Below are 22064 nucleotides of genomic sequence, written 5' to 3' on the forward strand. Positions count from 1 at the left end.
GGCCGCGTCATCACGGCGTCCGGTTCTCCGGTCTCTCGATCACGGTGGCCTGCGGCTGTTTCCGGGTGAGGCCCGGTGCCGGGAACCAGGCGTCGGGCCCGGGGGCGTCGTACGCCCACAGCGGGCCGTGGAAGGCCGACGAGGCGCCGTAGTAGGTGACCGCCATGCCGTACCCGTTGGCGATCGCGTACCACCTGTCCCCCAAGGCGTTCCACTGGGCGGCGCTCTCCGCGGACTGCCCCTCGCCGAACCAGCCCACCTCTCCGACCGAACAGCGCACCCCGTTCTCGGCGCACCACCGGCCGAAGTCGTCGAGGCGTCCGAGGAACCCCCGCACGTATCCGCGGTCGACCCAGGACCTGTCGCCGTCGCGGACGTAGTCCGGGTCCGCCTTCGCCGGATCGAAGGGTTCCCCCACGGCACTGTTCTTGACCGGATACATGTGCTGCGAGTACACGATCCGGTTCAACGGATCGTTCACCCAGCCTCCGCCGGGATCGGTCACCGCGAAGTCGGAGTACACGGAGCAGCACAGGGATTCGACCCAGATGTCCTTCCCGTCGCCGTTCGCGCGAATCGTCCGGACGACCTCGTCGACGTGCCGCTTGTAGGCGGAGTACGGCGGCTGTCCCGGCTTCCGCAGGTCCGCACGGGTCGGATGGTCGAACCTCGTCGGCTCGTTGAACAGGTCGTACGCGACGACGGCCGGATCGTCCTTGAACTCGTCGGACAACCTCTTCCACACGTCGTCGGTCATCGACGTCGTGATGCCCGCCCCGCACACCAACGGGGGCGCCGTCGATCTCGGCTTCGTCCACTCGCACCCGTTGTGCAGGTCGAGCACGGCTCTGAGGCCCGCCGCGCCGATCTTCCGGACCTCGGCGACGATCGCGTTCCAATAGGCGCGGTGCACCGCGGGATCCCCCGCTCCGAGGTTCGGCTGCAGGTAGTCCCAGGACACGGGCAGGCGGATCAGCCGGTGCCCCAGAGCGGCGAGCGCATCGTAGGTGCTCTGCGGTTCGCCGGTGCCGGTCACGTCCGGGTGGTCGGAGATCGTCACGGCCTGCGTGAGCAGGGTCGCGACGGTGATGCCGCGCATGCCCGTCGACCTGGCACCGTCGGGTGCGATGACGGGCACCCGCACCGACGCGGCGAGGAGCGCGGCGGTCGCGACGACGACCACCACGGCCCGGCCGAGGATCCTCATGACGTGCGCTCCGCCCTCGCGCACACTCGGCGCAGCTCCGCGTCGAGCGCCGCGGCGGACACCGCGGCCGAGTGCGCCCCGGCGTAGTGCGCACGGGCCGCGCGGCCCCGGCGTTCGGCCGCCCCGGGTTCGGCGAGGGAGTCGAACGCCCCCGCGAGCGCCGCCACGTCGTCCACACCGATCGCCCCCTCGCCGGCGGGCTGGAACTCGGGCAGCGCGCCCTCCCCGGAGACGATCGGGGTGACCCCGAGCTGCATCGCCAGGACCTGCACGCCGCTCTGCGTCGCGACGCGGTAGTGGGCGACCGAGCCCTTCGCCCGCGCCATCGGCCCCAGGACGTCGTCGTAGGAGTACGGCCCCCGCCGCCACCGGACCGTCGGCGACAGCCGGGCGGGGCCGGCGCCGTCGCCGATGAGGACCAGCTCGTCGCCGCGCCACCCCGCCCCCGCGACGTGTCGCTCCCACGCGGCGAGCGTGACATCGAGGTTCTTGTACGCCGTGAGCCGTCCGACGGCGACGAAGTCCCGGCGGTCCCCCGCCGCGACGAACCCGGGCACCCGCGCGGCGTCGAGGTCGCTGGTGAGCGGCACCACGGCGTCCGCGGCCACCCGGTCGCCCACGTAGCGGCTGAACGCGACGGTCGACGCGGCGGAGTCGCCCCATCGACCGAACAGCCGGCGTTCCCAGCCCGGCCGCTCCTCGTCGGCGCCGTGGGGCCTGTCGTCGTGGATCAGCTCGACCCTCGGCGCGCCGCCCGCCAGCGCGATCCACCGCGGATCGCGGACGAGCTCGGTGACGACCACATCGGGAGCGAATCCCCTGGCCCACCGGAGCGCCCGTGCGAACCCGGGCCAGGTGGACGCGGTCTTCGGCCGCGCGTCGAGGACCCGTTCGTAGGGGCGTGCACCGTCGGACTCGGGATGCCTGTCGGTGGTCACCAGGGCGACATCCCACCCGGACGCGATCAACTGTTCGCAGTACACGCGCGCGAGCGGGCGCATCCACGGCGAGAGCCACATCAGCCGGGGGGTCACGCGCGCACCCCGTCGAACGCGGCCTCGTAGGCGTCAGCCATCGCCCCGACGGTGTACCGCTCCCGCATCCGATCGAACCCGCGGTCGCCCCACCGCCGCCACTCCTCGGGCCGGGACAGCAGGTCGCGCAACGCGTCTCGCCAGCCCTCGACCGTCACGTCGGTGACCACGACGCCGGCGCGACCGTCGTCCAGCATGTCCGGGACCGCGCACACCCCCGACGCGGCCACCGGGATCCGCCGGGCCATCGCCTCCAGGATGACCATCGGGAACGCCTCGGAGCCGCTCGGCACGCACACCAGGTCGGCGTCCGCGAGGGCGTGGTCCGGGCCGGGCGACCACCCGCGCCAGCGCACCCTCGACCTGAGGTCCGGCGGCGTCAGCGCCTCCAGCCGCCCGCGGTCCGGCCCGTCCCCGTAGATGTCGAGTTCCCACTCCATGTCGGTGAGCCCGGCCAGCGCCTCGACGAGGAGGTGCGGGTTCTTGTGCTCGACGATCCTCGAGAGCATCACCAGGCGGGGCGGCGACTGGGGTGGGCGCCGGGCGGGCACCGCGTCGAGCTCGGCGCTGCGGGCCACCCCGTTCGGCGCGATGAAGGGACGGTCGCCCAGGTCCTGGTGCGCGCTCGCGATGCGCCAATGGGCCGGCGAGAGCGCGATGAAGCCGTCCGCGCGTCGCATGGCCGCGGCCAGCGGGGCGGAGTAGGTGGGACCGGCCGGCTCCGGCGGGATGTGCGCCGCGACCACCCACGTCCGGTCCCGCCGCCCCGTCGCCCACAACGCGCCGAATCCGGTCTCCGTGTTGGTGTCGCCGGTGACCAGGATCTTGGGCCCGGGAGGCAGATCCAGCACGGGGCCCCACCACGGCTGCCGCACCACCCGAACACCGTGGGGGACTTCGGCGATGAGCGGGCCGAACCGCTGGAGGCACACGATGGTCACCGGGTAGCCGCGGGCCACGAGTTCCCCGGCGAGCACCAGGTGATGCCGTTCCGCCCCGCCGAACACCAGCCTGTTGACGGTGATCACCACGCTGGGCCTCGCCGGTTCGTCCCGGTTCCGCTCGGCCCGCTTCGAGCGCTGCACGCGCCCCAGGATCGAGTTCCCCAGCAGGAAGGCGCCCGCCGCGCGTGCGCCCGATGCGTGCTCGATGTTGAGGGCGACGTTGGCCCGCAGCAGGTCCGCGGACCGTCGCCACGCCGCCGCGTCGTCCCGCACGGTCCCGTGCCCCGAATGGCGCACGCCCTCGTCCTCGGTGAGCACCAGCGTCCACCCGGCCGCACGCGCCCGCTGCTGCCAGTCGGTCTCCTCGCCGTAGAGGAAGAACTCCTCGTCGAACGGCCCGATCGCGTTCCACGCGTCGCGGCTGATCGCGAGGCACGCCCCGGTGAGGTACCCCGTCACCTCCCGCGGCGGCGCCGGATACAGGTCGGACAGCGGTGTCCCCCTGAGCTTCTCGCTGTACCCGGCGTGCGAGACGAGGGCCCTGACCAGACCCCTCGGGCGGTGCGCGACGTCCCAGACCCGGCGCCTCCCGGCCGCATCCTCCGGGTCCGACACCGGCGGCGCGGCGGCCGCCACACCGGGGCGCCGCACGGCGGACAGGGTCTCCGACAGATCGCCGAGCACCACCGCATCGGGATTGAGCAGCAGCAGGTCGTGCTCCGGCGCGGCGTCCGCGAGGCGGTTGACCGCCGCGGCGAAGCCGATGTTCTTCCCGGTCCCGTGCCACGCCGCGTCGACGAACTCGGCGCGCACCTCCGCCATCCCCGGGAAGTCCGGTCCGGAGTTGTCCCACACCAGGATCGGAGCCGCGAGGTGCCGCCGCGCCGACGCCAGGCACGCCGCGAGGTCGTCGGGGTTGCGATAGGCGACGACGAGGACCGCCGGATCGCGCGGCGTGGGGACCGCGGGGGGCTCACCCCGCAGGAGTCCGCCCCGGAGATAGGCGCGCTCCGCGCTCATCGGCCGCCTCCTCTCGCCGTGGCGGCGGCCTCCGCGGCGGCCTCGCCGCGCGCCAGGCCCTTCGCGTCGCGGAGCCGCACCGGTCCCACGGTCAGGTTCGCCGCGACGTAGACGGTGGCGGCGGCGGCACCCGCGACCAGGACGTGCTGCCCGTCCAGCACGAGGAACGTGCCGGCGGCGGCGGCCGCGGGGACCAGGAGGTGCACCGTGTACGCCCACGGCGAGCGGTACCCCGTGCGCGTCCGCAGGCGCCAGGCCGCGACGACGAGGCCGAACAGCTCGCTAGCCACCAACGCTCCCGCGGCGCCCTTCGCCCCGAAGGGCGGGATCACCACGACGTTCGTCGCGATGTTGAGGACCAGGCCGACCACGTTGAGCCGCAGCAGGAACACCTGATCGTGCGCCGCGAAGAGCGCCTGGCTCAGCGTCCCCGTGACCAGCCGCAGGGCGACCGCGACGAAGAGCAGCCCCAGCGTGAGGCCACCCGCCTCGACGAACTCCTCCGACCCGATGAGACGGACCAGCCCCGGCGCGGCGAGCACCCCGACGACGGCGAGCGGGGCGCCGACGAACAGCATGGCCTGCATGCTGCGCTCGGTGAACGCGGCGAACCGCGACCTGTCCGACGCGTACAGGTTCGTCATCGTCGACAGGGTGGAGGTGAGGAACACCGTCGAGATCGCGGTGATGTTGAACGCGATCCCGTACGCGAGCCCGTAGCCGCCCGTCTGCTCGCGGGTGCTGAGCACCGACAGCAGGACACCGTCCGACCGCCAGTACAGGGCCGCGACGATCAACACGCCCGTCTGCGGCAGGCTCTCCCGCACGAGGAGCCAGCTGTCGCGGCGGGAGAACGCCGGCCGCGCGCCCACCACCCGGTGCGCGACGAGCCCCTGGATCAACAGGATGGTCGCGGGCGGGATCAGCTGCACGAGCGCGAACCAGTAGACGTCCGCGTGCAGGTGCACCAGGAGGGCGGTCGCGCCGAAGGACACCAGGCGCCCCGCCAGATCGGAGGCCGCGACCGCCGCGAACCGCACGTCGGTCATGAACACCGGGGTGAAGCAACTGCCGAGGGTCGTCAGGATCAGGCCGCCTCCCACGATGGCGACCATCGCCACCTCGGACGAATCGTCCCGGTAGATGAGCCAGCCCGCGAGCATCGTGAGCGCACCCAGCGGCACGCAGTACGTGATGGAGAGCCCGAAGTTGACGCGGACCAGGTGCCCGAGATCGCCCACGCCGCTCGTGACCCGGCGCACGATGACCGCCCCGATGCCCAGCTCGGTGAGGCTCGTCCACAGCCCGATGAACATGACCGCCGTGGTCAGCAAACCGTAGTCGTCCGGGCCCAGGTACCGCGTCGTCAGCGCCACCGTGCCGATCGACGCGACGAGGCCCAGGATGCGGGCGACGAACTGCATGCTGAAGGCGCGAGCGATCCGCCCCGTAGACGCCCGCCCGCGTTCCGTCGGCTCCGGTGACCCGCTAGTGTCAGCGTCGATTGCGACAGCAAAAGGGGTTTCGGATGCGGGTTCTGGTTCCGTTGGCGGGTGGCCTGTCCCGGGACGATTGGGCTGCTCGCCACCGCGCGGGCGATGTTCCCGATCACTCACCGTACGGCCTCCATCAGATGTCTGAACACGGCGTGGACGTGCGGTTCGCCACGACCGACCTCGCGCGACGCTCGCGGGCCGTCCAGCGCGTGGCGCGATCGGTGCGGCACCGCACGGGGGGCTACGAGATCGTCGAGGCGTTCGACACCACCGAGGACGCCGACGCGATCCTGGCGTACGACGAGCGGACCGCCGTCCCGGCCCTGCTGCGGGGCCGAGCGCCGGTGGCCGCCGGAGTCGGGTGGCTGACGACCCGCTCCGCCGCGTCGCGCCTCCACCGCGTCCTGGCCCACCGCACGCTGCGCCGCGCCGACACGGTCTGGGCGCAGTGCTCCGCGGTGCTGCCGTTGATGGCCCGGGAGTGGGACGTCGCGCCGGACAGGCTGCGGTTCGTCCCGCTCGGCATCGACACCGACTTCTACCGCGAGCAGCCGCTGCCCGCGGACGGGGCGACGGTGATGAGCGCCGGAGAGGATCGGTTCCGCGACCACGCGACCCTGGTCCGGGCAATGGAACTGGTCCGGAGCCGACTGCCGGAGGTCCGCCTCGAGCTGGCGTCGAGCCTGCCGTTCGACGCCCCCGAGGGCCTGGTGACCGTCCACACCGAGCGGCTCAACGGCCGGATCCGCGACCTGTACGCCCGCGCGTCCGTCGTCGCGATCGCGCTGCACCCCACCGTGACGGGATCGGGGCTGACGGTGGTGCTGGAGGCGATGGCCAGCGGCCGGCCGGTCGTGGTGACCGGGAACCCCGGCGTCGCGGATTACGTGCGGCACGGCGAGACCGGGCTGCTGGTACCGCCCGGGGACCCCGATGCGATGGCCGAGGCCGTCCACGGGCTCCTCGTCGACGAGGACATGCGTATCGAGATGAGCCGCCGGTCCGCCCTCGTGGCGAGGACCCGCTTCACCTCCGGTCTCATGGCCGGACATCTTGCTCAGCTGCTGAAGGCCATGTGACGTCGATCAGGCTCGCCGATCGCAAGCGGATCAGCGCGGGCGGCCCCTGCAGCAGGTAGCGCCGGGCCAGGCGTCGCGGCTCCTTGATGAGCCGGTAGAGCCACTCCGCTCCGGCGCGCTGCCACCGCTCGGGCGCCCGCTCCACCATGCCCGCCAGGAAGTCGGCGGCCGCGCCGAACGGCAACAGGACATCGGCTCCCGTGGCAGGCCCCAGCTCGTCGATCCACTGTTCCTGGCGCGGCTTGCCCAGCCCCACCACCAGCACCGCCGGGCCGGCGTCGCGCACGGCGCGGGCGAGCCGCCGGGCCGAATCGTGATCGTCCACCTCGGCGCGCTCCGGCGACCAGAACCCCGCGATGCGGAGCTCCGGGTACCGCTCGGACAGGGTCCGCTCGAGCCGCCGGTGCATGATCGGAGTGCCTCCGAAGAACCCGACGGGCCACCCCCTCGCCGCTGCGACGGCGATCACCTCGGGAAGCAGGTCGGCGCCGGTGACTCGGGGCCAGTCACGACGGGTGAGCATCGCGCCGCGCCGCGCGACCGGGGCCCCGTCGGCCACGAAGAGCCACTCCACGGCGCGACCGAGGGGGCGGCGGCCACCGCCGAAATGGTGGAGGTGATCCACGTTCACCGAGCACACCGCGAGCGGGCGGCCGGTCCCGGCGCCGACGCGGGCGCCGATCCGGTCGAGTACGTCCGCCCCGGTGACGCGGACGACCGCGGATCGATCGACCAGGAGCGCCGGACGGGTGCTCACCGCGCCATCCGTTCGAGGGACGCCCGCGTCTCCGCGTCGTTGTCGAGCACCCAGATCTCGTGGTCCGTCGGCCTCGCGTCGTACTCCCGCAGCACTCTCCGGAGCCCGCGGCGCGACCACCCCATCGTGTGCAGGGCGCCGGCGGGCCCCGGATTGTCCACCGCGATCGGCCCCACGACCCGGGGGAGGCGATGGGGAGCGCCGAACGCGTTCCGCACCATCGTGGCCGCAGCCCACCGCACGATCGCGGGGTCGCCCGCCACCGCCCATGCGTAGAACTCGCCCGTCCTCGAGAACGGGTCGACGCCGCAGACCCCGAACTCGCCGATGACGCGCTCACCGCCGTTCCGGTGCTGCACGAGCACCGCGATCGACACCCCGTCGTGGCGCGCCCCGCGGCTCCGCAGCAGCGACACCCACTCGAACCACCGCTCGGCGGAACTCTCGTCCGCCCACGCGCGCTCCGAGGATCCGAACGCCGGCGCCAGGATGTCCGCGTGCCGGAGCCGGACGTCCCGCCACCCCGCGTAGTCGCGCAGTCGCGGTGCGCGCAGCGAGTAGCGCCGACCGCCGGTCAGAAGCGAACCGTAGGACTCCTGGCAGCGGTGCCCTGGCCTGCTCCGGTCGAGGATGCTCATGATGACATAGTAGGATGAACGCCCGGAACCCTGAAGTTGCGACTGCGACGTAGGTGTCCGTGTGCGGCGCACCGCCGCAGCTCCACGGGGTGATCGAGAGGGCCGACCGGAATGAACGTTGCCGACTTCCTGCGCTGGGCGCTGACGAAACCCGCGATCATCGCCCTCGTGATCGTGGCGGCCCTGCTCGGTGGCATCCAGGGCTGGCGGTCGACCTCGTCGCACTACGAGTCCTCCGCGGCCGTCCTGGTGATCCCTCCCGGAGCGGGGAGCACCGTCCCGTACGACAACCCGTTCACGCGGCTCGACAGCGGCACCGCGCAGGTGGCGTTCATCCTCACCACCGCCGCGCAGTCGGACGCGGGCCGGGCGGCCGTCGCGAAGACCGGTGCCTCGCCCGACGTCCCCCTGGCCTCCGTCGCGGGTGAGGGGAACGTCGCGCAGTTGTCGCCCCAGATCACCTTCACCGTCTCCGGCCCCACCCCCGAGGTCAGCCAGGCGGGAGCCAAGGCGCTCGTCGCGTTCTTCCACGAACGCCTGTACGCCATGCAGAAGGACGCCGGCGTCGCGGACGGGACCTACGCCGACCTCCGCGTTCCGGTCGCCCCCACGCCCGGCGTCGAGGTGGGCGGCGACGCCTTCCGCGCGGCGGTGGGCCTGGCGATGGGGGCCGCGCTCGCCGCGCTCCTCCTCGCGCTGACGACCACCGCCGCCCTCGAAGCGATCAGGCGGCGGCGGGCGGGCGCGAAGGCGGGCGCACCCGCCGGTGAGACGGCGGCCGGGACGGGCTCCGGCACGGACCCCGGTGCGACGCCGGCCCCCGCGACTGCGGGCGCGGCCACCTCGAGTCCCCCGGCCACCCCGGCCGCGCAGGCCGCGCGGGAGCCCGGCGCAGCGGCGCGGCGCGCGATGACACGGTGGCGCGACCGGGTCGAGGAGGTTCCCGAGGAGTCGGAGTTCCCACTCCCCGTCATGGACGACGGCGAGGCCGGCGAGACCGGGCGGTCGCAGTCACGATCCGCGCGATGACCGCGGTCCTCGGCCGCGGCGCCCCGTCGGAGGCACCCGGGGCACCGTCGCCGCGGACGGGGCCCGCCGGGACCCTCCGGACCCACGGCGGCGGCGCCGCGCTGTTCCTCGGCGTCGCGTCGTTCTTCCTACTGTCCATGCGGCAGACGTTCTCGGTGCCCGGAACCTTCGGGATGAGCCTCGCCCAATCCCTGTTCGCCGGCGCCGCACTGCTCTGGGTGTTCACCATCATCACGCGGCACGCCGAGCCGATCCGCGATCGCGTCGTGCTGATCGTGGTGCTGGCCTACGTGACCGCGTCCTTCCTGTCGTTCGGCGCCAGCATGATGCGTGGCGTCCCCTACGTCGCGCAGGTCGCCCTCGACAGGTACATCCTCGTGGACCTCTGCCTCCTCGGGATGGTCCTGTTCATCCTCACCGTGGTGCGCAGTACCGACGCCTATCGCACGATCATCGGCGCCATCGTGCTCGGCGGCACCGCGTCGGCGGGGTTCGCCCTCGTGATGGTGTCCACCGGCATCGATCTGGCCGCCGACTTCCGCATTCCCGGCCTCAAGGCCAACGACTACGTGATCGTCAAGAACCTTCTCCGCGAGGGGATCTCCCGCCCCCAGGGGAGCGCGGGGCACCCGCTGGAGCTCAGCGCCGTCCTCACCGTCGTCCTCCCCCTCGCCCTCGCGCTCGTCTTCGAGGCCCGGCGGCGGCGGAGCTCCACCCAGTGGTTGTGGGCGGGATGCACCGCCGTCCTCATGGCGGGTGCCCTCGTCACCGTCTCGCGATCGGCGGTCGTCGGCACCGCCGCCGCCGTCCTGGTGATGTGCTGGCGCTGGCCCATCCGGCGCATCGCCGTCCTGGTGGTGGTGGGCGGCGGCGCCGTCGGGATCGGGCTGGCCCTGCAGATGAAGTTCATGACCGCGATGCTGCAGACCTTCCAGGGCGTGGTCTCCGACTCGTCGATCAAGTCGCGCCAGATCGGGCTCGACTACGCGGCCACCCACTTCTGGGAGCACCCGTGGCTCGGACAGGGCGTCGGTGCGTACCCGGCGCTGAAACAGCCGGTCCTCGACAACCAGTACGTCTCCCGGCTCATGGAGGCCGGCGTCATCGGCCTGCTCGCGTTCGTCGCGGCCCTCGCCGCGGCCCTGTTCATGGCTGTGCGCACCTCCGCCGCGCGGGAGCGATCCGTGGCGGAACTCGGCGGTGGCGTGGCCGGTTCGCTGGCCGCGGTCATCATCATCTCGCTGATCCTCGACACCGCCGGATTCGCCCAGATCTGGTATCTCACATGGATCCTCGTCGCGCTCGCCGGCGTGGGGCACCGCCTCGCCCGGGACGGGGAGGGCTTCGGCCCCATCACCACGACCGGAGCGGGTATCCCGCCCCGTGCCGTGCGGGCCTCGGGCACCTGAGAAGTCATCCTTCGTTCAACCCCCGTCCACCGTGTGCGGTCGCCCACCTCGGCCGATGGCACGTCTAATGGGGCGGAGTTACGGATTGCAACGAGAGGAGCACGATGACGTTCACCCGGGAGATCGATCGACGGTCCGCCGTCCGCCTCGCGGCCGCGGGTGCGCTCGCGGCGGCCGCGGGCACCGCGGTCGCCGGCACAGCGCGCGCCGAACCCGGCACGGTGAAGGCACTGCAACTGAACCTGTGGCTCAACGGCACGAAGGTGCGCGGGGGCATCGCCGCCGCCGCGGACGCGGTGCAGGCGGTGGGCGCCGACATCGTGACGCTGTCCGAGGCCGCCAGCGGCACGAAGGCCCTCGCCGACGAGCTCGCGAAGCGCGGCGCGACCTACCACGCGGCACCGGGCGACGCGGGCATCCTCTCGCGCACCCCGCTCACCGCGATCGGCACGCTCCCCGGCGGTTTCACCAAGGCCGAGACCACCGTCGCGGGCACCACGCTGGTCGTGTACTCCGCTCACCTGCAGTACAAGTGGTACGCGACCTACCTGCCCCGCGGTTACAACAGTGGCGCCGACTCCGGCGCGTACAAGGGGTGGGACAAGATCGCGAGCGGGCCCGTGACCGACGCGTCCGTGGTGCTGGAGGAGAACGCGGCGTCCGGCCGGCCCGAGGCGATCGACGGGTTCGTGGCCGATGCGCAGAAGGCGGTCTCGGCCGGCAAGGCCGTTCTCCTGGGCGGCGACTTCAACGAGCCGCCCGCCGCCGACTGGACCACGGAGACCAAGGACCTGTTCGACCACAACGGCGTCGTGGCGCCGTGGCAGTCGGCGTCCGCCCTGCAGGCGGCGGGTTTCGCCGACGCCTACCGCACCGTGCACCCCAGTCCGGTCACGCACCCCGGCTTCACCTGGCCGGCGTCCAACACCGGCACGAAGTCCGACGGGACGCCCGTCGCCGTCGGAGACCTCACCTGGGCCAAGGAGGCGGACGAGCGGGACCGCATCGACTACCTGTTCGCCCGCGGCCTCTCGCCGGTCTCGGCGTCCGTGGTGGGCCCGCGGGAGTCGATCGTGCGCAGCGAGCGCAGGGCCGAGACCTCGAGCGACGAATTCGTCCACGCCGACGGCGCCTGGCCCACCGACCACAAGGGCGTGACGGCGACGTTCCGGATCGGCTAGCCGCGCACCGTTGCGCGGCATGCGGGCCGTGTGATCGACTGGGTGGGCACCGTTCGACGGTGCCGCGCTCCTGTTCCGTCCGGGACCGCGTCTCCTGTCACCGTCAGGGCGGCCATGAGGCCGCATGTCGCACAGCGTATTCCGCCGCCGCCCCGTCGTGGGGCTCTGGCTGGTGTTCTTCGTCAACGGCGCGGTGCTCTCCGCCTGGGCGCCCCGGATCCCGGAGATCGCAACCGGTCTCGCGCTCTCCGACGCCGCGTTGGGCGGCGCGCTCTTCGGGGTCGCCGGGGGCTCCGTGCCCGCACTGGTCGCCGCCGGTTCCCTGCTCCGCCGGGTCGACTGCCGGCCGGTGTGCCTCACGGCGGGGGCGGCGTTCGCCGGCGGCCTCCCGCTCCTCGCCACGGCGGACGGCCCGCTCGCGCTCGGGGCGGCACTGGCTCTGCTCGGCGCCGCATCGGGCGTTCTCGACGTGGCGATGAACACCGCGGGCGTCGAATTCGGCTCGCGCCGGGGCGCATCCGTCCTCTCCCGGCTGCACGGCGGCTACAGCCTGGGCGTGCTGGCCGGCGCGGCGGGCGGCGACATCGCGACCCGCACCGGGATCGGGGTGGGCCCGCACTTCCTCGCCTGGTCGGCGCTGCTGCTCGTCCTGCTCGCGATCGCCGCGGCGCACCTGCCCCGGCGGGCACCGTCGGACGGCGAGCCCGACGATCCGCGCCCGGCCCGGGGAATGCCGGGCGGCGTCACCGTGGGAATCGCGGCGCTGGCCGTCGCGGCGCTCCTCCTGGAGGGGACGCTCACGGACTGGACCGCGCTGCTGCTCGCCCGCGATCACGAGGCGGGCCGAGCGACCGGCGCCTCGGCGGTGGTGGCGTTCAGCCTCGCCATGTTCGTCTCCCGCACCGCCGGCGACCGCGTGCTGGGCGCGGTAGGGCGCGACCGGTTCCTCCTGCTCGCGGCGGCGGTGGTCGCGGCGGGCACCGCCGTCGCGCCGCTGACGCCCGGGTGGGCCGGGGCCTACGCCGGCATCGTGGCGGCGGGCCTGGTTCTGGGGCCGGTGTTCCCGGCCGCGGTGGCGGCCGCCGCCGAGCGCTCCCCCGGGTCGGTCGCCGCCGCGACCGCGGCGGTCAGCGCCGTCGGCTACCTCGCGTACCTGGGCGGACCGCCGCTGGTGGGCTTCCTCGCCGACCGCTGGTCGCTTCCCGTCACGGTCGCGGCCGTGGGCGCCTCGTGCGCGGCGGTGTTCGCCGCCGGGGCTCACGGCAGACGGCGGCACTGTGCCGATGCATGAACACCCGGCATTGATGTTGTGCTCATGCCCGCTGGTCGCGGCCGCGGGCCCGTGTGACTCTGACCTCGTCAGCCGCCGTGCGCGGCCCCGAAGCGGAGGACCTCCCGTATGAAAGTGCAACTGCAACGGGGGAAGTCGCTGCGGCTCCTGGCCGTCGCGACGGCGATCACCGTATGCCTGGCCGGCGCGCCGTCGGCGGCCGCCGACCCCTCGGCGCCGCCCGCGCCACCGTCACCGGGCATCGGCCCGTTCCCGCCCGACCAGAACCAGCTGCCGAGCCTGCCCAGGGAACCGGAGATCTACGACAAGCTCCCGATTCCGGTGCCCGACAAGGACCCCTGGTACCGGGACCCGGTGGACATCGCGTCCTATCGACCCGGGCAGATCGTGCGCACCCGCGAGGTGCAGACCCGGGTGCTCGGGATCCCGTTCCCCGTGTACACCAAGCAACTGCTGTACCGCTCCGAGGACGTGCACGGCCGGCCGATCGTCACCGCGACGTCGGTGATCGTGCCCGGCATCCCGTGGCACGGTTCGCCGCGCCCGGTGGTCAGCTACCAGGAGGCCATCGACTCCACCGACTCCTCGTGCAACCCGTCGTACACGCTGCAGACCGGCACCATGAAGGAGGCCGCGCTCGCGGTCTACTGGCTGGCACAGGGATTCGCGATCAACGTGCCCGATTTCGACGGTAAGTTCAACACCTTCAACACCTACGCCGAGGGCAAGATGGTGCTCGACGGCCTGCGCGCGATGAAGAACGACAAGACCCTGGGCCTCAAGGACTCCGGGATCGCGCTCTACGGCTACTCGGGCGGCGGCTCCGGCTCGATGCGGGCGGCCGAGCTGCGCAAGACCTACGCGCCCGACGTGAAGATCCTCGGTGCCGCGTTCGGCGGCGCACCGGCGAACCTGGTGAAACAGGCCGAGTACGCCACGGTGAAGCAGCCGGGCGTCACCGGCACCAGCAGCTTCACCATGTGGCTCGGGTTCGTGGGCCTCAGCCGCGAATACCCCGACGTGTTCGACGCGAAGAAGATGCTCACCCCCGCGGGGCAGCGGATCATCGCCGACATCCAGAAGCGCTGCGTGTACACCCACGCGCTCACCGGGATCTGGCGGCCGATCAGCGAGTACTACCAGCCCGGGAAGTCCCTCGCCGAGACTCCTGCGGTCCAGAAGGTGCTGCGGGACAACAGCCTCGGCCACCACGTGCCCGACATCCCGTTGCTCTGGTTCCACGCCCCGTGGGACGAGCTGATCCCCCCGCGCGAGGTGGTGATCCCCACGGCGAAAGCGCTGTACGAGAAGGGGGCCGACATGCGCTTCTTCACCTTCCCCGCGCCCGAACACCTCACCGTCTCCGCCGCGGGCTGGATGCCGGCCATGATCTGGATCAGCGCCGTGCTGCGCGGGATGTCCCCCGGGCCGCGGTTCTTCCTGCCGTGGCAGCCGCTGCCGGAGGGATTCCCCGGCAGCTGATCACGCGCCGTCGGGCACGGCGCCCTCGGACTCCACGTCGCTCACCAGGAGCGCCGCCCGGAGCAGTGCGGCGCCCTCGATGGTGGACGGGTCCGCGCCCGTGATGCCCGCGAGGCGGGACAGCCGGTACGGCACGGTGTTGCGGTGCACGTGCAGGATGCGCGCCGTGGCCGCCTGGTTGCCGTCGGACCGGACGAACGCCCGGAGCGTGGCCTCCAGGTCGGGGTGCTCCCGGACCGCTGCGGCGAGGGCGCGCAACGGTTTCCGGTCCTCCTCCGATCGCAGCGTCAGCAGCGCGAAGCGCTCCGACTCGGGCGTCGCCGGCACCGGGGACGGCGGGCCGAGCGCGCGCACCGCCCGTACGATCCGGGCGTCCGTCACCGCCGCCGGCACCCCGGCCGCGGTCTCCGCCAGCGCGACGCCGGCGTGGAAGAAGGCACCGTCGTCCCCGCACGCCTCCAGCAGGCCCTGGGTGACCGCAGCGCGCGCCTCGTCGCGATCCGCGGGAATCAGCGCGACCCACCCGCGATCGTCGGGGACGAACAGGGCGCCGTGCGCGGCCAGCATCCGCTCGAGCCCGCGCACCGCGAGCGGCGGTGCGCCGGGCACGAGGCGCAGATCGAGCGCCGAATACCTTTCCGCGGGCGCGATCCGGGCCGCCGCGGCGAGATCCGGCCGGGCCTCACCGGCCAGCAGCGCGGCGGCGAACGCCCGGCGCGCCTCGCTGCGCGCCGCCGACGTCTCGCCGAGGCTCCCCGCGGCCACGGTGATCCGGGTGGTGACCTCCGCGACGTGCCGGGTGATCGTCGGGACCATCGCTGTGATGCTGCGCAGCCGCTCCTCGTCGCTGCCGGCCACCAGTTCGTCCCAGAGCAGGCGGGTCACCTCGTGGTAGGCGTCGAGGATCTCGGACAGGTCCGCGCCGTCGCGGATCCGTTCGAGCGCCAGCTCCACCATCGGCTGCATCTCCAGTTCCGTGGGCGGGCTGCCCGTGGCGAGGGTGTGGAAGAGGAGATCGATGTTGCCGCGGAGGCCGTCGTCGAAACCGGAGGCCACCATCGCGGGCGGCAGCGCGTCGTAGGAGATCCGCGAACCGTAGAGATCGCCCGCCAGCCTGCTCACCTCCCGGTGCAGGCCGTGCAGGTTCGGATCGGTCGACATCGCCTTCGATTATTCATCGGCACAACGACGGTCGCGGAGATTTCGGCCGATCGACAGCGGACCGTCGGGCGGCCCGCCGCGACGATGGACGCACGGCCGTTCCGGCCCCGAACCGAGGAGGACGCGCACGATGGCGCTGACCGAGACCGCCCGCGAGATCGCGATCCTGCAGCGCGCGGGCCTGATCGACCTGCGCCGGCCGGTGCAGCTGCTGTGCCAGGCCCGGGCCGTCGGGAGCCTCGGCCCCGTCGCCGGGCCGATCGCGGTGGGCGCGCGCCGGCATCCGGACCGCGTCGCGGTGGTCGACGGTGCCGGGCCCGTCACCTACGCCGATCTCGACCGTCGCGCCCGCGGCCTCGCCGCGCAGTGGCTCGGGCAGGGGGTCACGGAGAGTTCGACCGTCGCGATCCTCGGTCCCGACGGGACGCCGCTCGTCGCCGCGATCGCCGCCGCCGCCCGGCTCGGCGCCCGAACGGTGCTGCTGAACACCGGCTTCGCCGCACCCCAGGCACGCGAGGTGACCGAACGGGAAGGCGCCACGGCCATCTGGTGCGCGCCGGAGTTCGACGACGTCGCCGCGGCCCTGCCCGGGGTGGTGCGGTTGGCACCGAACGCCGCCGGCGCCGCGCCCGACCACGAGCTGCGCCCCGCCGCCCCCGGCGGGCTCGTCATCCTCACGGGCGGCACCACCGGAACACCCAAGGGCGTGCCCCGGCGGGTGTCGAGCCCGCTCATCGCGGCGCAGTTCCTGGACCGGGTGCCCCTGCGCCGCGGCGAGCGGATGCTGCTGTGCCCGCCGCTGTTCCACGGCACGGCCTTCTCGCAGTTCGCGCTCGCTCTCGCGTTGGGCTCCACCGTCGTGATCCACGGGCGGTTCGACGAGGCCGGGGCCCTGCGGCAGCTCGTGGAGCACCGGTGCACCTCCGCGGTCGTGGTGCCGACGATGCTGCGGCGCATGGCCTCCGCCGACGTCCCCGCGGAGACCGCCGCACGGATCGCCGACCACCTGCGCGTCGTGTTCTGCGCCGGCGAGGCGCTGCCCGTCGACGTCGGCGAGCGGGCGCGAAGCCTCCTCGGCCCGGTGATCCACAACTTCTACGGCACCACCGAGACCGGCACCGCCACGATCGCCACGCCCGCGGACTGGGCGGCGGCACCGGGCACCGTCGGGCGCCCCCCGGTGGGCGTGCGGGTGCGCGTGCTCGACGGTGCCGACCGCCCGGTCCGAGCGGGCACCGTCGGGGCGGTGTTCGTGCGCAACCCCATGGCGTTCGACGGGTACACCGACGGGCGGTCCAAACGCCTCGTCGACGGGTACTACGACACCGGCGACACCGGGCGGTTCGACGCGGGCGGGCGACTGTTCATCGAGGGCCGCTCCGACGACATGATCGTCTCCGGCGGGGAGAACGTGTTCCCCGGCGAGGTGGAGGAGGCCCTCGTCGCCCATCCCGCGGTGGAGGAGGCGGCGGTGATCGGCGTGCCCGACGCCGAATTCGGCTGCCGCCTCGCCGCGTACGTCGTGGCCCGTGGGCCGGTCACCGCGGAGGAGCTGCGCGCGCACGTGCGCGCACGCCTCGCGCGGTTCAAGGTGCCGCGCGACGTGGAGTTCCTCGACGCCCTCCCCCGCACCGCGACGGGCAAGGTCGCACGGTCGCGGATCGGGCGGTAGCAGACCGATCCCCTCTGGGCGGCGTCCTGCGACGGCCGACACATGACTTGACACATCGTGATGCGTGCCACATGATACTCCGTAGTATTGCTGGTCAAAGGAGTATTCATGAGCGGGTTTCAGGATAGAGTCGCGATCGTCACCGGCGCGGGGGGCGGCCTTGGGCGCGCCCACGCGATCGCGCTGGCGGACCGCGGCGTCAAGGTCGTCATCAACGACGTCGGCGGAGTCTCCGGTGCACGAGCGGTCGTCGACGAGATCGTCGCGGCGGGTGGCACGGCCGTCGCCGACACCACCGACATCACGGACGCCGCCGCGGTCGAAGCGATGGTCGCGGCGACCCTGGACCGCTGGGGCCGGATCGACATCCTCATCAACAACGCGGGCATCCTCCGTGACAAGAGCTTCGCCAAGATGGACCTCGCGGACTTCCGCACGGTGATCGACGTGCACCTCATGGGCTCGGTGCACTGCACGAAGGCCGTGTGGCCGCACATGGCCGAGCAGGGCTACGGCCGGATCCTGATGACGACGTCGGCGTCTGGCATCTACGGCAACTTCGGCCAGGCGAACTACGGCGCCGCCAAATCGGCCCTCGTCGGCCTCACCAACGTCCTCGCGATCGAGGGCGCGCGCAAGGACATCCGCGTCAACGCCCTCGCACCCACGGCCGCCACGCAGATGACGGACGGCCTCATCGACGCCGAGGCCGCGGCCAAGCTCGGCCCCGAGACCATCGCGCCCGGCGCGGTCTTCCTCGTCTCCGAGGATGCGCCCACCGGCGTCGTCCTCGGCGCCGGCGCCGGCGTCTTCGCCGTCTCGAAGATGCTGGAGGGCCCCGCCGTTCACCTTCCCGACGAGGCCCGGACCGCCGAGGACATCGCGGCGCGCTGGGCCGATCTCACCGACTTCGGCGATCTCCGTTCGCACGCGTCCGCCTTCGAGCAGACCAGCCACTACGTCCGGATCGCCGACGCCGCCGCACCGGCCCGGGCCTGACCGTCCCCATCACGAATCGAGCACATCCATGATGAGTTCCGCCACGGAGCTTCTCCACCGCACCGCCACCCGCAAGGCGATGGTGCGCCTGGTACCGATCCTCTGCCTCGCGTACTTCATGTCGTACGTCGACCGCACCAACATCGCCCTGGCCAAGACCCACCTGCAGGCCGATGTCGGAATCAGCGCGGCCGCGTTCGGCCTGGGCGCCGGGCTGTTCTTCCTCACCTACGCGTTCCTCGAGGTACCCAGCAACCTGGTCATGTACCGGGTCGGCCCGCGGCGCTGGATCGCCCGGATCGCCTTCACCTGGGGCACCGTGACCGCACTGATGATGTTCGTCACCAACGACATCACGTTCTACATCGGGCGCATCGCGCTCGGCGCGGCCGAGGCGGGCCTGTACCCGGCCATGATGTTCATGGTCACCCAGTGGTTCGCACAGCAGGATCGAGCCCGGGCCATCGGCTACATCTACCTCGCCGCGACGCTCGGCATCTTCCTCGGCGCCCCGATGGGTGGCGCTCTCATGGAGCTCGACGACCTCGCCGGCATGCACGGCTGGCAGTGGATGTTCCTGGTCGAGGGACTGCTCACCATCGTCGTCGCCTGCGTAGTCCTCGCGGTCCTGCCCGAGAAGCCGTCCGACGCGGCATGGCTGTCCGCGGCCGAGGCGCGGGAACTCACCGGGCGGGCGGTGCTCGACGGTGAGCCCGAACATCATTCGCTGCGCGGCAACTGGAAGACGGCCTTCGGCCGGAGCTTCATCCTTCTCATCGGCGCGATCTACTTCCTCAACCAGATCACCATCAACGGCGTCACCTTCAACGTGCCGTCGATCATCGAGGCCATGGACATCGAGGGCTCGTTCCTCATCGGCCTACTGAGCGGCATCACCGGCGTGGGCGGCACCATCGGCGTCCTCCTCATGCCCCGGCTGATCAAGCGATTCACCAACGAGTCCTACGTGATCGGCGTGCTGGCGCTCGGCTGCGCGATCATCGCCTCCGTGTTCCTCATGGTGCCGTCGCCCCTGGTGCGCATCGTTCTCATCGGCCTGCTCGCCGTCCTCATGCTCGGGACACTGCCCCTGTTCTGGTCGGTCGCGATGGCCCGCATGTCGGGGCTGATGGCGGCCGCCGGCCTCGCGTTCATCAACACCGTCGGCCTCACCGGCGGCTTCGTCGGGCCGTACGTCTTCGGCCTCGTCGAATCCCGGTCCGGCACACCGGTCACGGGCTTCTACGTCGTGATCGCGGTCTCGATCGCCGGCGCCCTCCTGGCGCTCGCCCTGTACCGCGCGGTGCAGAGGGAGGACGCACGCGCACAGCGTGCGAACACGACAGCACAGCAGGACGATTCACAGAAGGAGGCGATCGGATGACGGGCGCCCTCGCGGACGGGTTCCCCCTCGCGGCGATCCCCGGCCACTACGCGGCGGAGAAGGGCGACACCGTCGTCGCCCGGGCCGACGACGACCAGCTGACCTGGCGCGAGCTCCATCTGCGCAGCAATGCGATCGCCCGCGGCCTGATCGACCTGGGTGCCCAACCCGGCCGGATCGTGACGCTCCTGATCCCCAACTCGACGGACCTGATCGTCGCGGCGTTCGCCTGCTACAAGGCCGGCGCCACCCCCCAGGTGCTGTCCCCCAGGATGACCGCGGCCGAGCTGGACGCGATCATCGAGCTCGGGGAGCCCGCGGTCGTGGTCGTGACCGAGTCCGGACCCGGCAGCGACCGGACCGGTGCCGTGTCCCTCGCCGCCCTGGCGGCGGGCCGGTCGGACACGGATCTCGACGAGACCCGCGTCGCCACGTCGTGGAAGGCACCCACGTCCGGGGGTTCGACGGGCCGCCCGAAGATCATCCTGTCCGGCCGGGCCGGCGTCACCTCGTCGTTCGACCCGACCTTCTGGCAGATCGCCCCGGGCGACAGCACGCTCATCACCGCGCCGATGCACCACAACGCTCCCTTCTCGACCGCGATGTGCACCATCTTCGGCGGCGGCACCGTGACCATGCTGAGCCGTTTCGACGCGGAACGCACGCTCGCCGAGGTCGACGCCGCGCAGGCGACGTGGGTCTACCTGGTGCCCACCATGATGCGGCGGATCTCCGCGCTGCCCGCCGAGCTCCGGGCGAAGTACTCCCTCGCCTCGGTGCGTTCGTTCTGGCACTGCGCCGAGCCGTGTCCCCAGGGGCTCAAGCGCGAGTGGATCGATTGGCTGGGCGCCGAACGGATCCAGGAGCTGTACGCCGGCACCGAGGCCGAGGCCGGCTGCACCATCCGCGGCGACGAGTGGCTTCAGCACATCGGCTCCGTCGGCCGGGTCACCTGGGGCGAGATGCGCCTCGTCGACCTCGACGGTGCCGTGGTGACCGAGCCCGGCGTGACGGGCGAGATCTACACCCGCGTCCCACCCGGGGGCCCCGCCACCTACCGCTACATCGGCGCCGTACCGAACGAGCTGGACGGCTGGTCGTCGTTGGGAGACATGGGCGAGCTCGACGCCGACGGGTACCTGTACCTGCACGACCGCCGGGGCGACATGGTCACCGTCGGGGGCGTGAACGTGTACCCCGCCGAGGTCGAGGCGGCCCTCGTCGAGCACGACGCCGTGGAGACCACCGCGGTCGTCGGCCTGCCGGACGAGCACCTCGGCAACCGGCTGCACGCAATCGTGCAGCCCCGGGCGGGCGCCGCCGTCGGCGAGGAGGAACTCCTCGAGTTCCTCACCTCCCGCCTGTCGAAGCACAAGTTGCCCAAGACCATCGAGCTCGTCACGCAGTCCCTGCGCGACGATGCCGGCAAGGTACGACGGTCCGCCCTCCGCGCGGCCCGGATCGAAGGAGAAGCACGATGAGCACCGATCTGTTCGACCTGACCGGACAGCACGTCCTGGTGACCGGCGGCGCCCGCGGCATCGGGCGGATGATCGCCGAGGGCCTGCTGCGCCGCGGCGTCACCGTGTACCTGTCCACCCGCAAGGAGGCCGCGGCGGCAGAGGCCGCACGCGAGCTGGGCGAGCTGGGCGAGGTGCACGCCTTCGCCGTGGACATCGGCACCGAGCAGGGCGCGCGCGACCTCGTCGCGAGGGTCGCCGCGCACACCGACCGACTGAACGCCGTGATCAACAACGCCGGCGCCACCTGGGGAGCGCCGTTCGACGAGTTCCCGGATTCCGCCTGGGACAAGGTGTTCGGCGTGAACGTCAAGGCGCCGTTCAACGTCGCCAAGGCGGCGCGGCCGCTCCTCGAGGCCGCCGCCGCGGCCGACGGTGGACCCTCCCGGATCATCAACATCGGCTCCATCGACGGCCTGCTGGTGCCCAACTACGAGAACTACTCGTACTCGGCCGCCAAGGCCGCGATCCACCACCTGACCCGGCACATGGCGGCGAACCTGGCACCGTCGATCCTGGTGAACGCTGTGGCCCCCGGGCCTTTCCCCACGAAGATGATGCAGTTCCTGCTCGACGAGCGCGGCGAAGAGATCGAGAACGCCAATCCACTCGGCCGCCTGGGCCTGCCCGGCGACATCGACGGCACGGTCACCTTCCTCCTGTCCGCGGCGAGTTCGTTCATCACCGGCGCCGTCATCCCGCTCGACGGTGGCCTCACCACCACCGCATCCGTCTCCCTCTTCAACGCCGAGGAGGCGTAG

18 protein-coding genes are annotated in these 22064 nt (G+C 72.5%); 11 read left to right on the plus strand and 7 right to left on the minus strand.

Going from position 1 to position 22064, the window contains the following annotated elements; translation table 11 throughout:
• Positions 1–10 precede the first annotated feature (10 nt).
• The 4 genes from BN39_RS05910 to BN39_RS05925 are packed head-to-tail and all read right to left on the minus strand — an operon-like array spanning position 11 to position 5629.
• Positions 11–1207, minus strand: coding sequence for a glycoside hydrolase family 5 protein (locus BN39_RS05910; RefSeq protein ID WP_081586046.1), 1197 nt, complete (start codon positions 1205–1207; stop codon positions 11–13).
• Positions 1204–2229, minus strand: coding sequence for a glycosyltransferase (locus tag BN39_RS05915; RefSeq protein ID WP_040766687.1), 1026 nt, complete (start codon positions 2227–2229; stop codon positions 1204–1206). The genes BN39_RS05910 and BN39_RS05915 overlap by 4 nt, the downstream gene beginning before the upstream one ends.
• A gap of 8 nt (positions 2230–2237) precedes the next feature.
• A complete protein-coding gene (locus tag BN39_RS05920) occupies positions 2238–4205 on the minus strand; it encodes a glycosyltransferase (protein ID WP_019201449.1) in 1968 nt (655 codons plus the stop codon).
• Positions 4202–5629, minus strand: coding sequence for a flippase (locus BN39_RS05925; RefSeq protein WP_019201450.1), 1428 nt, complete (start codon positions 5627–5629; stop codon positions 4202–4204). The genes BN39_RS05920 and BN39_RS05925 overlap by 4 nt, the downstream gene beginning before the upstream one ends.
• Positions 5630–5838: 209 nt before the next feature.
• Between BN39_RS05925 and BN39_RS05930 the strand changes: the two genes are divergently transcribed.
• Positions 5839–6780: a glycosyltransferase family 4 protein gene (locus BN39_RS05930; protein ID WP_237741628.1), complete on the plus strand. Its 942-nt coding sequence runs from the start codon at positions 5839–5841 to the stop codon at positions 6778–6780.
• On the opposite strand, the gene BN39_RS05935 is transcribed toward BN39_RS05930, so the two are convergent.
• On the minus strand, positions 6740–7537 hold the full coding sequence (locus BN39_RS05935; protein WP_019201452.1) for a WecB/TagA/CpsF family glycosyltransferase: 798 nt from the start codon (positions 7535–7537) through the stop codon (positions 6740–6742). The genes BN39_RS05930 and BN39_RS05935 overlap by 41 nt on opposite strands.
• Positions 7534–8175 carry a GNAT family N-acetyltransferase gene (locus BN39_RS22955; protein WP_019201453.1) on the minus strand — a complete coding sequence of 214 codons (642 nt, stop codon included), beginning with the start codon at positions 8173–8175 and terminating at the stop codon, positions 7534–7536. The genes BN39_RS05935 and BN39_RS22955 overlap by 4 nt, the downstream gene beginning before the upstream one ends.
• 111 nt (positions 8176–8286) lie before the next feature.
• Here BN39_RS22955 and BN39_RS05945 point away from each other — a divergent pair, with 111 nt between their 5' ends.
• The 5 genes from BN39_RS05945 (at position 8287) to BN39_RS05965 (ending at position 14567) form a co-directional block, all read left to right on the plus strand.
• Positions 8287–9204, plus strand: a complete 918-nt coding sequence (locus tag BN39_RS05945; RefSeq protein WP_019201454.1) for a hypothetical protein — start codon at positions 8287–8289, stop codon at positions 9202–9204.
• Positions 9201–10613: an O-antigen ligase gene (locus BN39_RS05950; RefSeq protein WP_019201455.1), complete on the plus strand. Its 1413-nt coding sequence runs from the start codon at positions 9201–9203 to the stop codon at positions 10611–10613. Before BN39_RS05945 ends, BN39_RS05950 begins: the two co-directional genes overlap by 4 nt.
• 104 nt (positions 10614–10717) lie before the next feature.
• Positions 10718–11794, plus strand: a complete 1077-nt coding sequence (locus BN39_RS05955) for an endonuclease/exonuclease/phosphatase family protein (RefSeq protein ID WP_019201456.1) — start codon at positions 10718–10720, stop codon at positions 11792–11794.
• 124 nt (positions 11795–11918) lie between these two features.
• On the plus strand, positions 11919–13085 hold the full coding sequence (locus BN39_RS05960) for a hypothetical protein (protein WP_019201457.1): 1167 nt from the start codon (positions 11919–11921) through the stop codon (positions 13083–13085).
• 108 nt (positions 13086–13193) lie between these two features.
• Positions 13194–14567, plus strand: coding sequence for a lipase family protein (locus tag BN39_RS05965; protein WP_019201458.1), 1374 nt, complete (start codon positions 13194–13196; stop codon positions 14565–14567).
• On the opposite strand, the gene BN39_RS05970 is transcribed toward BN39_RS05965, so the two are convergent.
• Entirely contained in the window at positions 14568–15728 is a 1161-nt protein-coding gene (locus BN39_RS05970; protein ID WP_019201459.1) for a CdaR family transcriptional regulator, read from the minus strand.
• A gap of 130 nt (positions 15729–15858) precedes the next feature.
• Here BN39_RS05970 and BN39_RS05975 point away from each other — a divergent pair, with 130 nt between their 5' ends.
• The 5 genes from BN39_RS05975 to BN39_RS05995 all read left to right on the plus strand — a co-directional run bounded on the left by BN39_RS05975 (position 15859) and on the right by BN39_RS05995 (position 22064).
• Positions 15859–17400 (plus strand): AMP-binding protein, encoded by a 1542-nt coding sequence (locus BN39_RS05975; RefSeq protein WP_019201460.1) that lies wholly within the window; start codon positions 15859–15861, stop codon positions 17398–17400.
• 108 nt (positions 17401–17508) lie between these two features.
• Positions 17509–18399 carry an SDR family NAD(P)-dependent oxidoreductase gene (locus BN39_RS05980; RefSeq protein ID WP_019201461.1) on the plus strand — a complete coding sequence of 297 codons (891 nt, stop codon included), beginning with the start codon at positions 17509–17511 and terminating at the stop codon, positions 18397–18399.
• A gap of 31 nt (positions 18400–18430) precedes the next feature.
• On the plus strand, positions 18431–19783 hold the full coding sequence (locus tag BN39_RS05985; protein ID WP_051158962.1) for an MFS transporter: 1353 nt from the start codon (positions 18431–18433) through the stop codon (positions 19781–19783).
• Positions 19780–21264 carry an AMP-binding protein gene (locus BN39_RS05990; RefSeq protein WP_019201463.1) on the plus strand — a complete coding sequence of 495 codons (1485 nt, stop codon included), beginning with the start codon at positions 19780–19782 and terminating at the stop codon, positions 21262–21264. The genes BN39_RS05985 and BN39_RS05990 overlap by 4 nt, the downstream gene beginning before the upstream one ends.
• Positions 21261–22064, plus strand: a complete 804-nt coding sequence (locus BN39_RS05995) for an SDR family oxidoreductase (protein ID WP_019201464.1) — start codon at positions 21261–21263, stop codon at positions 22062–22064. Before BN39_RS05990 ends, BN39_RS05995 begins: the two co-directional genes overlap by 4 nt.

Origin of the sequence: Tsukamurella sp. 1534 (assembly GCF_000312385.1) — a bacterium.
Classification (GTDB): domain Bacteria; phylum Actinomycetota; class Actinomycetes; order Mycobacteriales; family Mycobacteriaceae; genus Tsukamurella.

Excerpts from the sequence above, each read along its gene's own strand:
- BN39_RS05990 (WP_019201463.1), top strand. The coding sequence starts at position 19,780 with ATGACGGGCGCCCTCGCGGACGGGTTCCCCCTCGCGGCGATCCCCGGC.
- BN39_RS05950 (WP_019201455.1), top strand. The coding sequence starts at position 9,201 with ATGACCGCGGTCCTCGGCCGCGGCGCCCCGTCGGAGGCACCCGGGGCA.
- BN39_RS05960 (WP_019201457.1), top strand. The coding sequence starts at position 11,919 with ATGTCGCACAGCGTATTCCGCCGCCGCCCCGTCGTGGGGCTCTGGCTG.
- BN39_RS05995 (WP_019201464.1), top strand. The coding sequence starts at position 21,261 with ATGAGCACCGATCTGTTCGACCTGACCGGACAGCACGTCCTGGTGACC.
- BN39_RS05930 (WP_237741628.1), top strand. The coding sequence starts at position 5,839 with ATGTCTGAACACGGCGTGGACGTGCGGTTCGCCACGACCGACCTCGCG.
- BN39_RS05945 (WP_019201454.1), top strand. The coding sequence starts at position 8,287 with ATGAACGTTGCCGACTTCCTGCGCTGGGCGCTGACGAAACCCGCGATC.
- BN39_RS05980 (WP_019201461.1), top strand. The coding sequence starts at position 17,509 with ATGAGCGGGTTTCAGGATAGAGTCGCGATCGTCACCGGCGCGGGGGGC.
- BN39_RS05965 (WP_019201458.1), top strand. The coding sequence starts at position 13,194 with ATGAAAGTGCAACTGCAACGGGGGAAGTCGCTGCGGCTCCTGGCCGTC.
- BN39_RS05985 (WP_051158962.1), top strand. The coding sequence starts at position 18,431 with ATGAGTTCCGCCACGGAGCTTCTCCACCGCACCGCCACCCGCAAGGCG.
- BN39_RS05975 (WP_019201460.1), top strand. The coding sequence starts at position 15,859 with ATGGCGCTGACCGAGACCGCCCGCGAGATCGCGATCCTGCAGCGCGCG.
- BN39_RS05955 (WP_019201456.1), top strand. The coding sequence starts at position 10,718 with ATGACGTTCACCCGGGAGATCGATCGACGGTCCGCCGTCCGCCTCGCG.
- BN39_RS05925 (WP_019201450.1), bottom strand. The coding sequence starts at position 5,629 with ATGCAGTTCGTCGCCCGCATCCTGGGCCTCGTCGCGTCGATCGGCACG.
- BN39_RS05970 (WP_019201459.1), bottom strand. The coding sequence starts at position 15,728 with ATGTCGACCGATCCGAACCTGCACGGCCTGCACCGGGAGGTGAGCAGG.
- BN39_RS05910 (WP_081586046.1), bottom strand. The coding sequence starts at position 1,207 with ATGAGGATCCTCGGCCGGGCCGTGGTGGTCGTCGTCGCGACCGCCGCG.
- BN39_RS22955 (WP_019201453.1), bottom strand. The coding sequence starts at position 8,175 with ATGAGCATCCTCGACCGGAGCAGGCCAGGGCACCGCTGCCAGGAGTCC.
- BN39_RS05920 (WP_019201449.1), bottom strand. The coding sequence starts at position 4,205 with ATGAGCGCGGAGCGCGCCTATCTCCGGGGCGGACTCCTGCGGGGTGAG.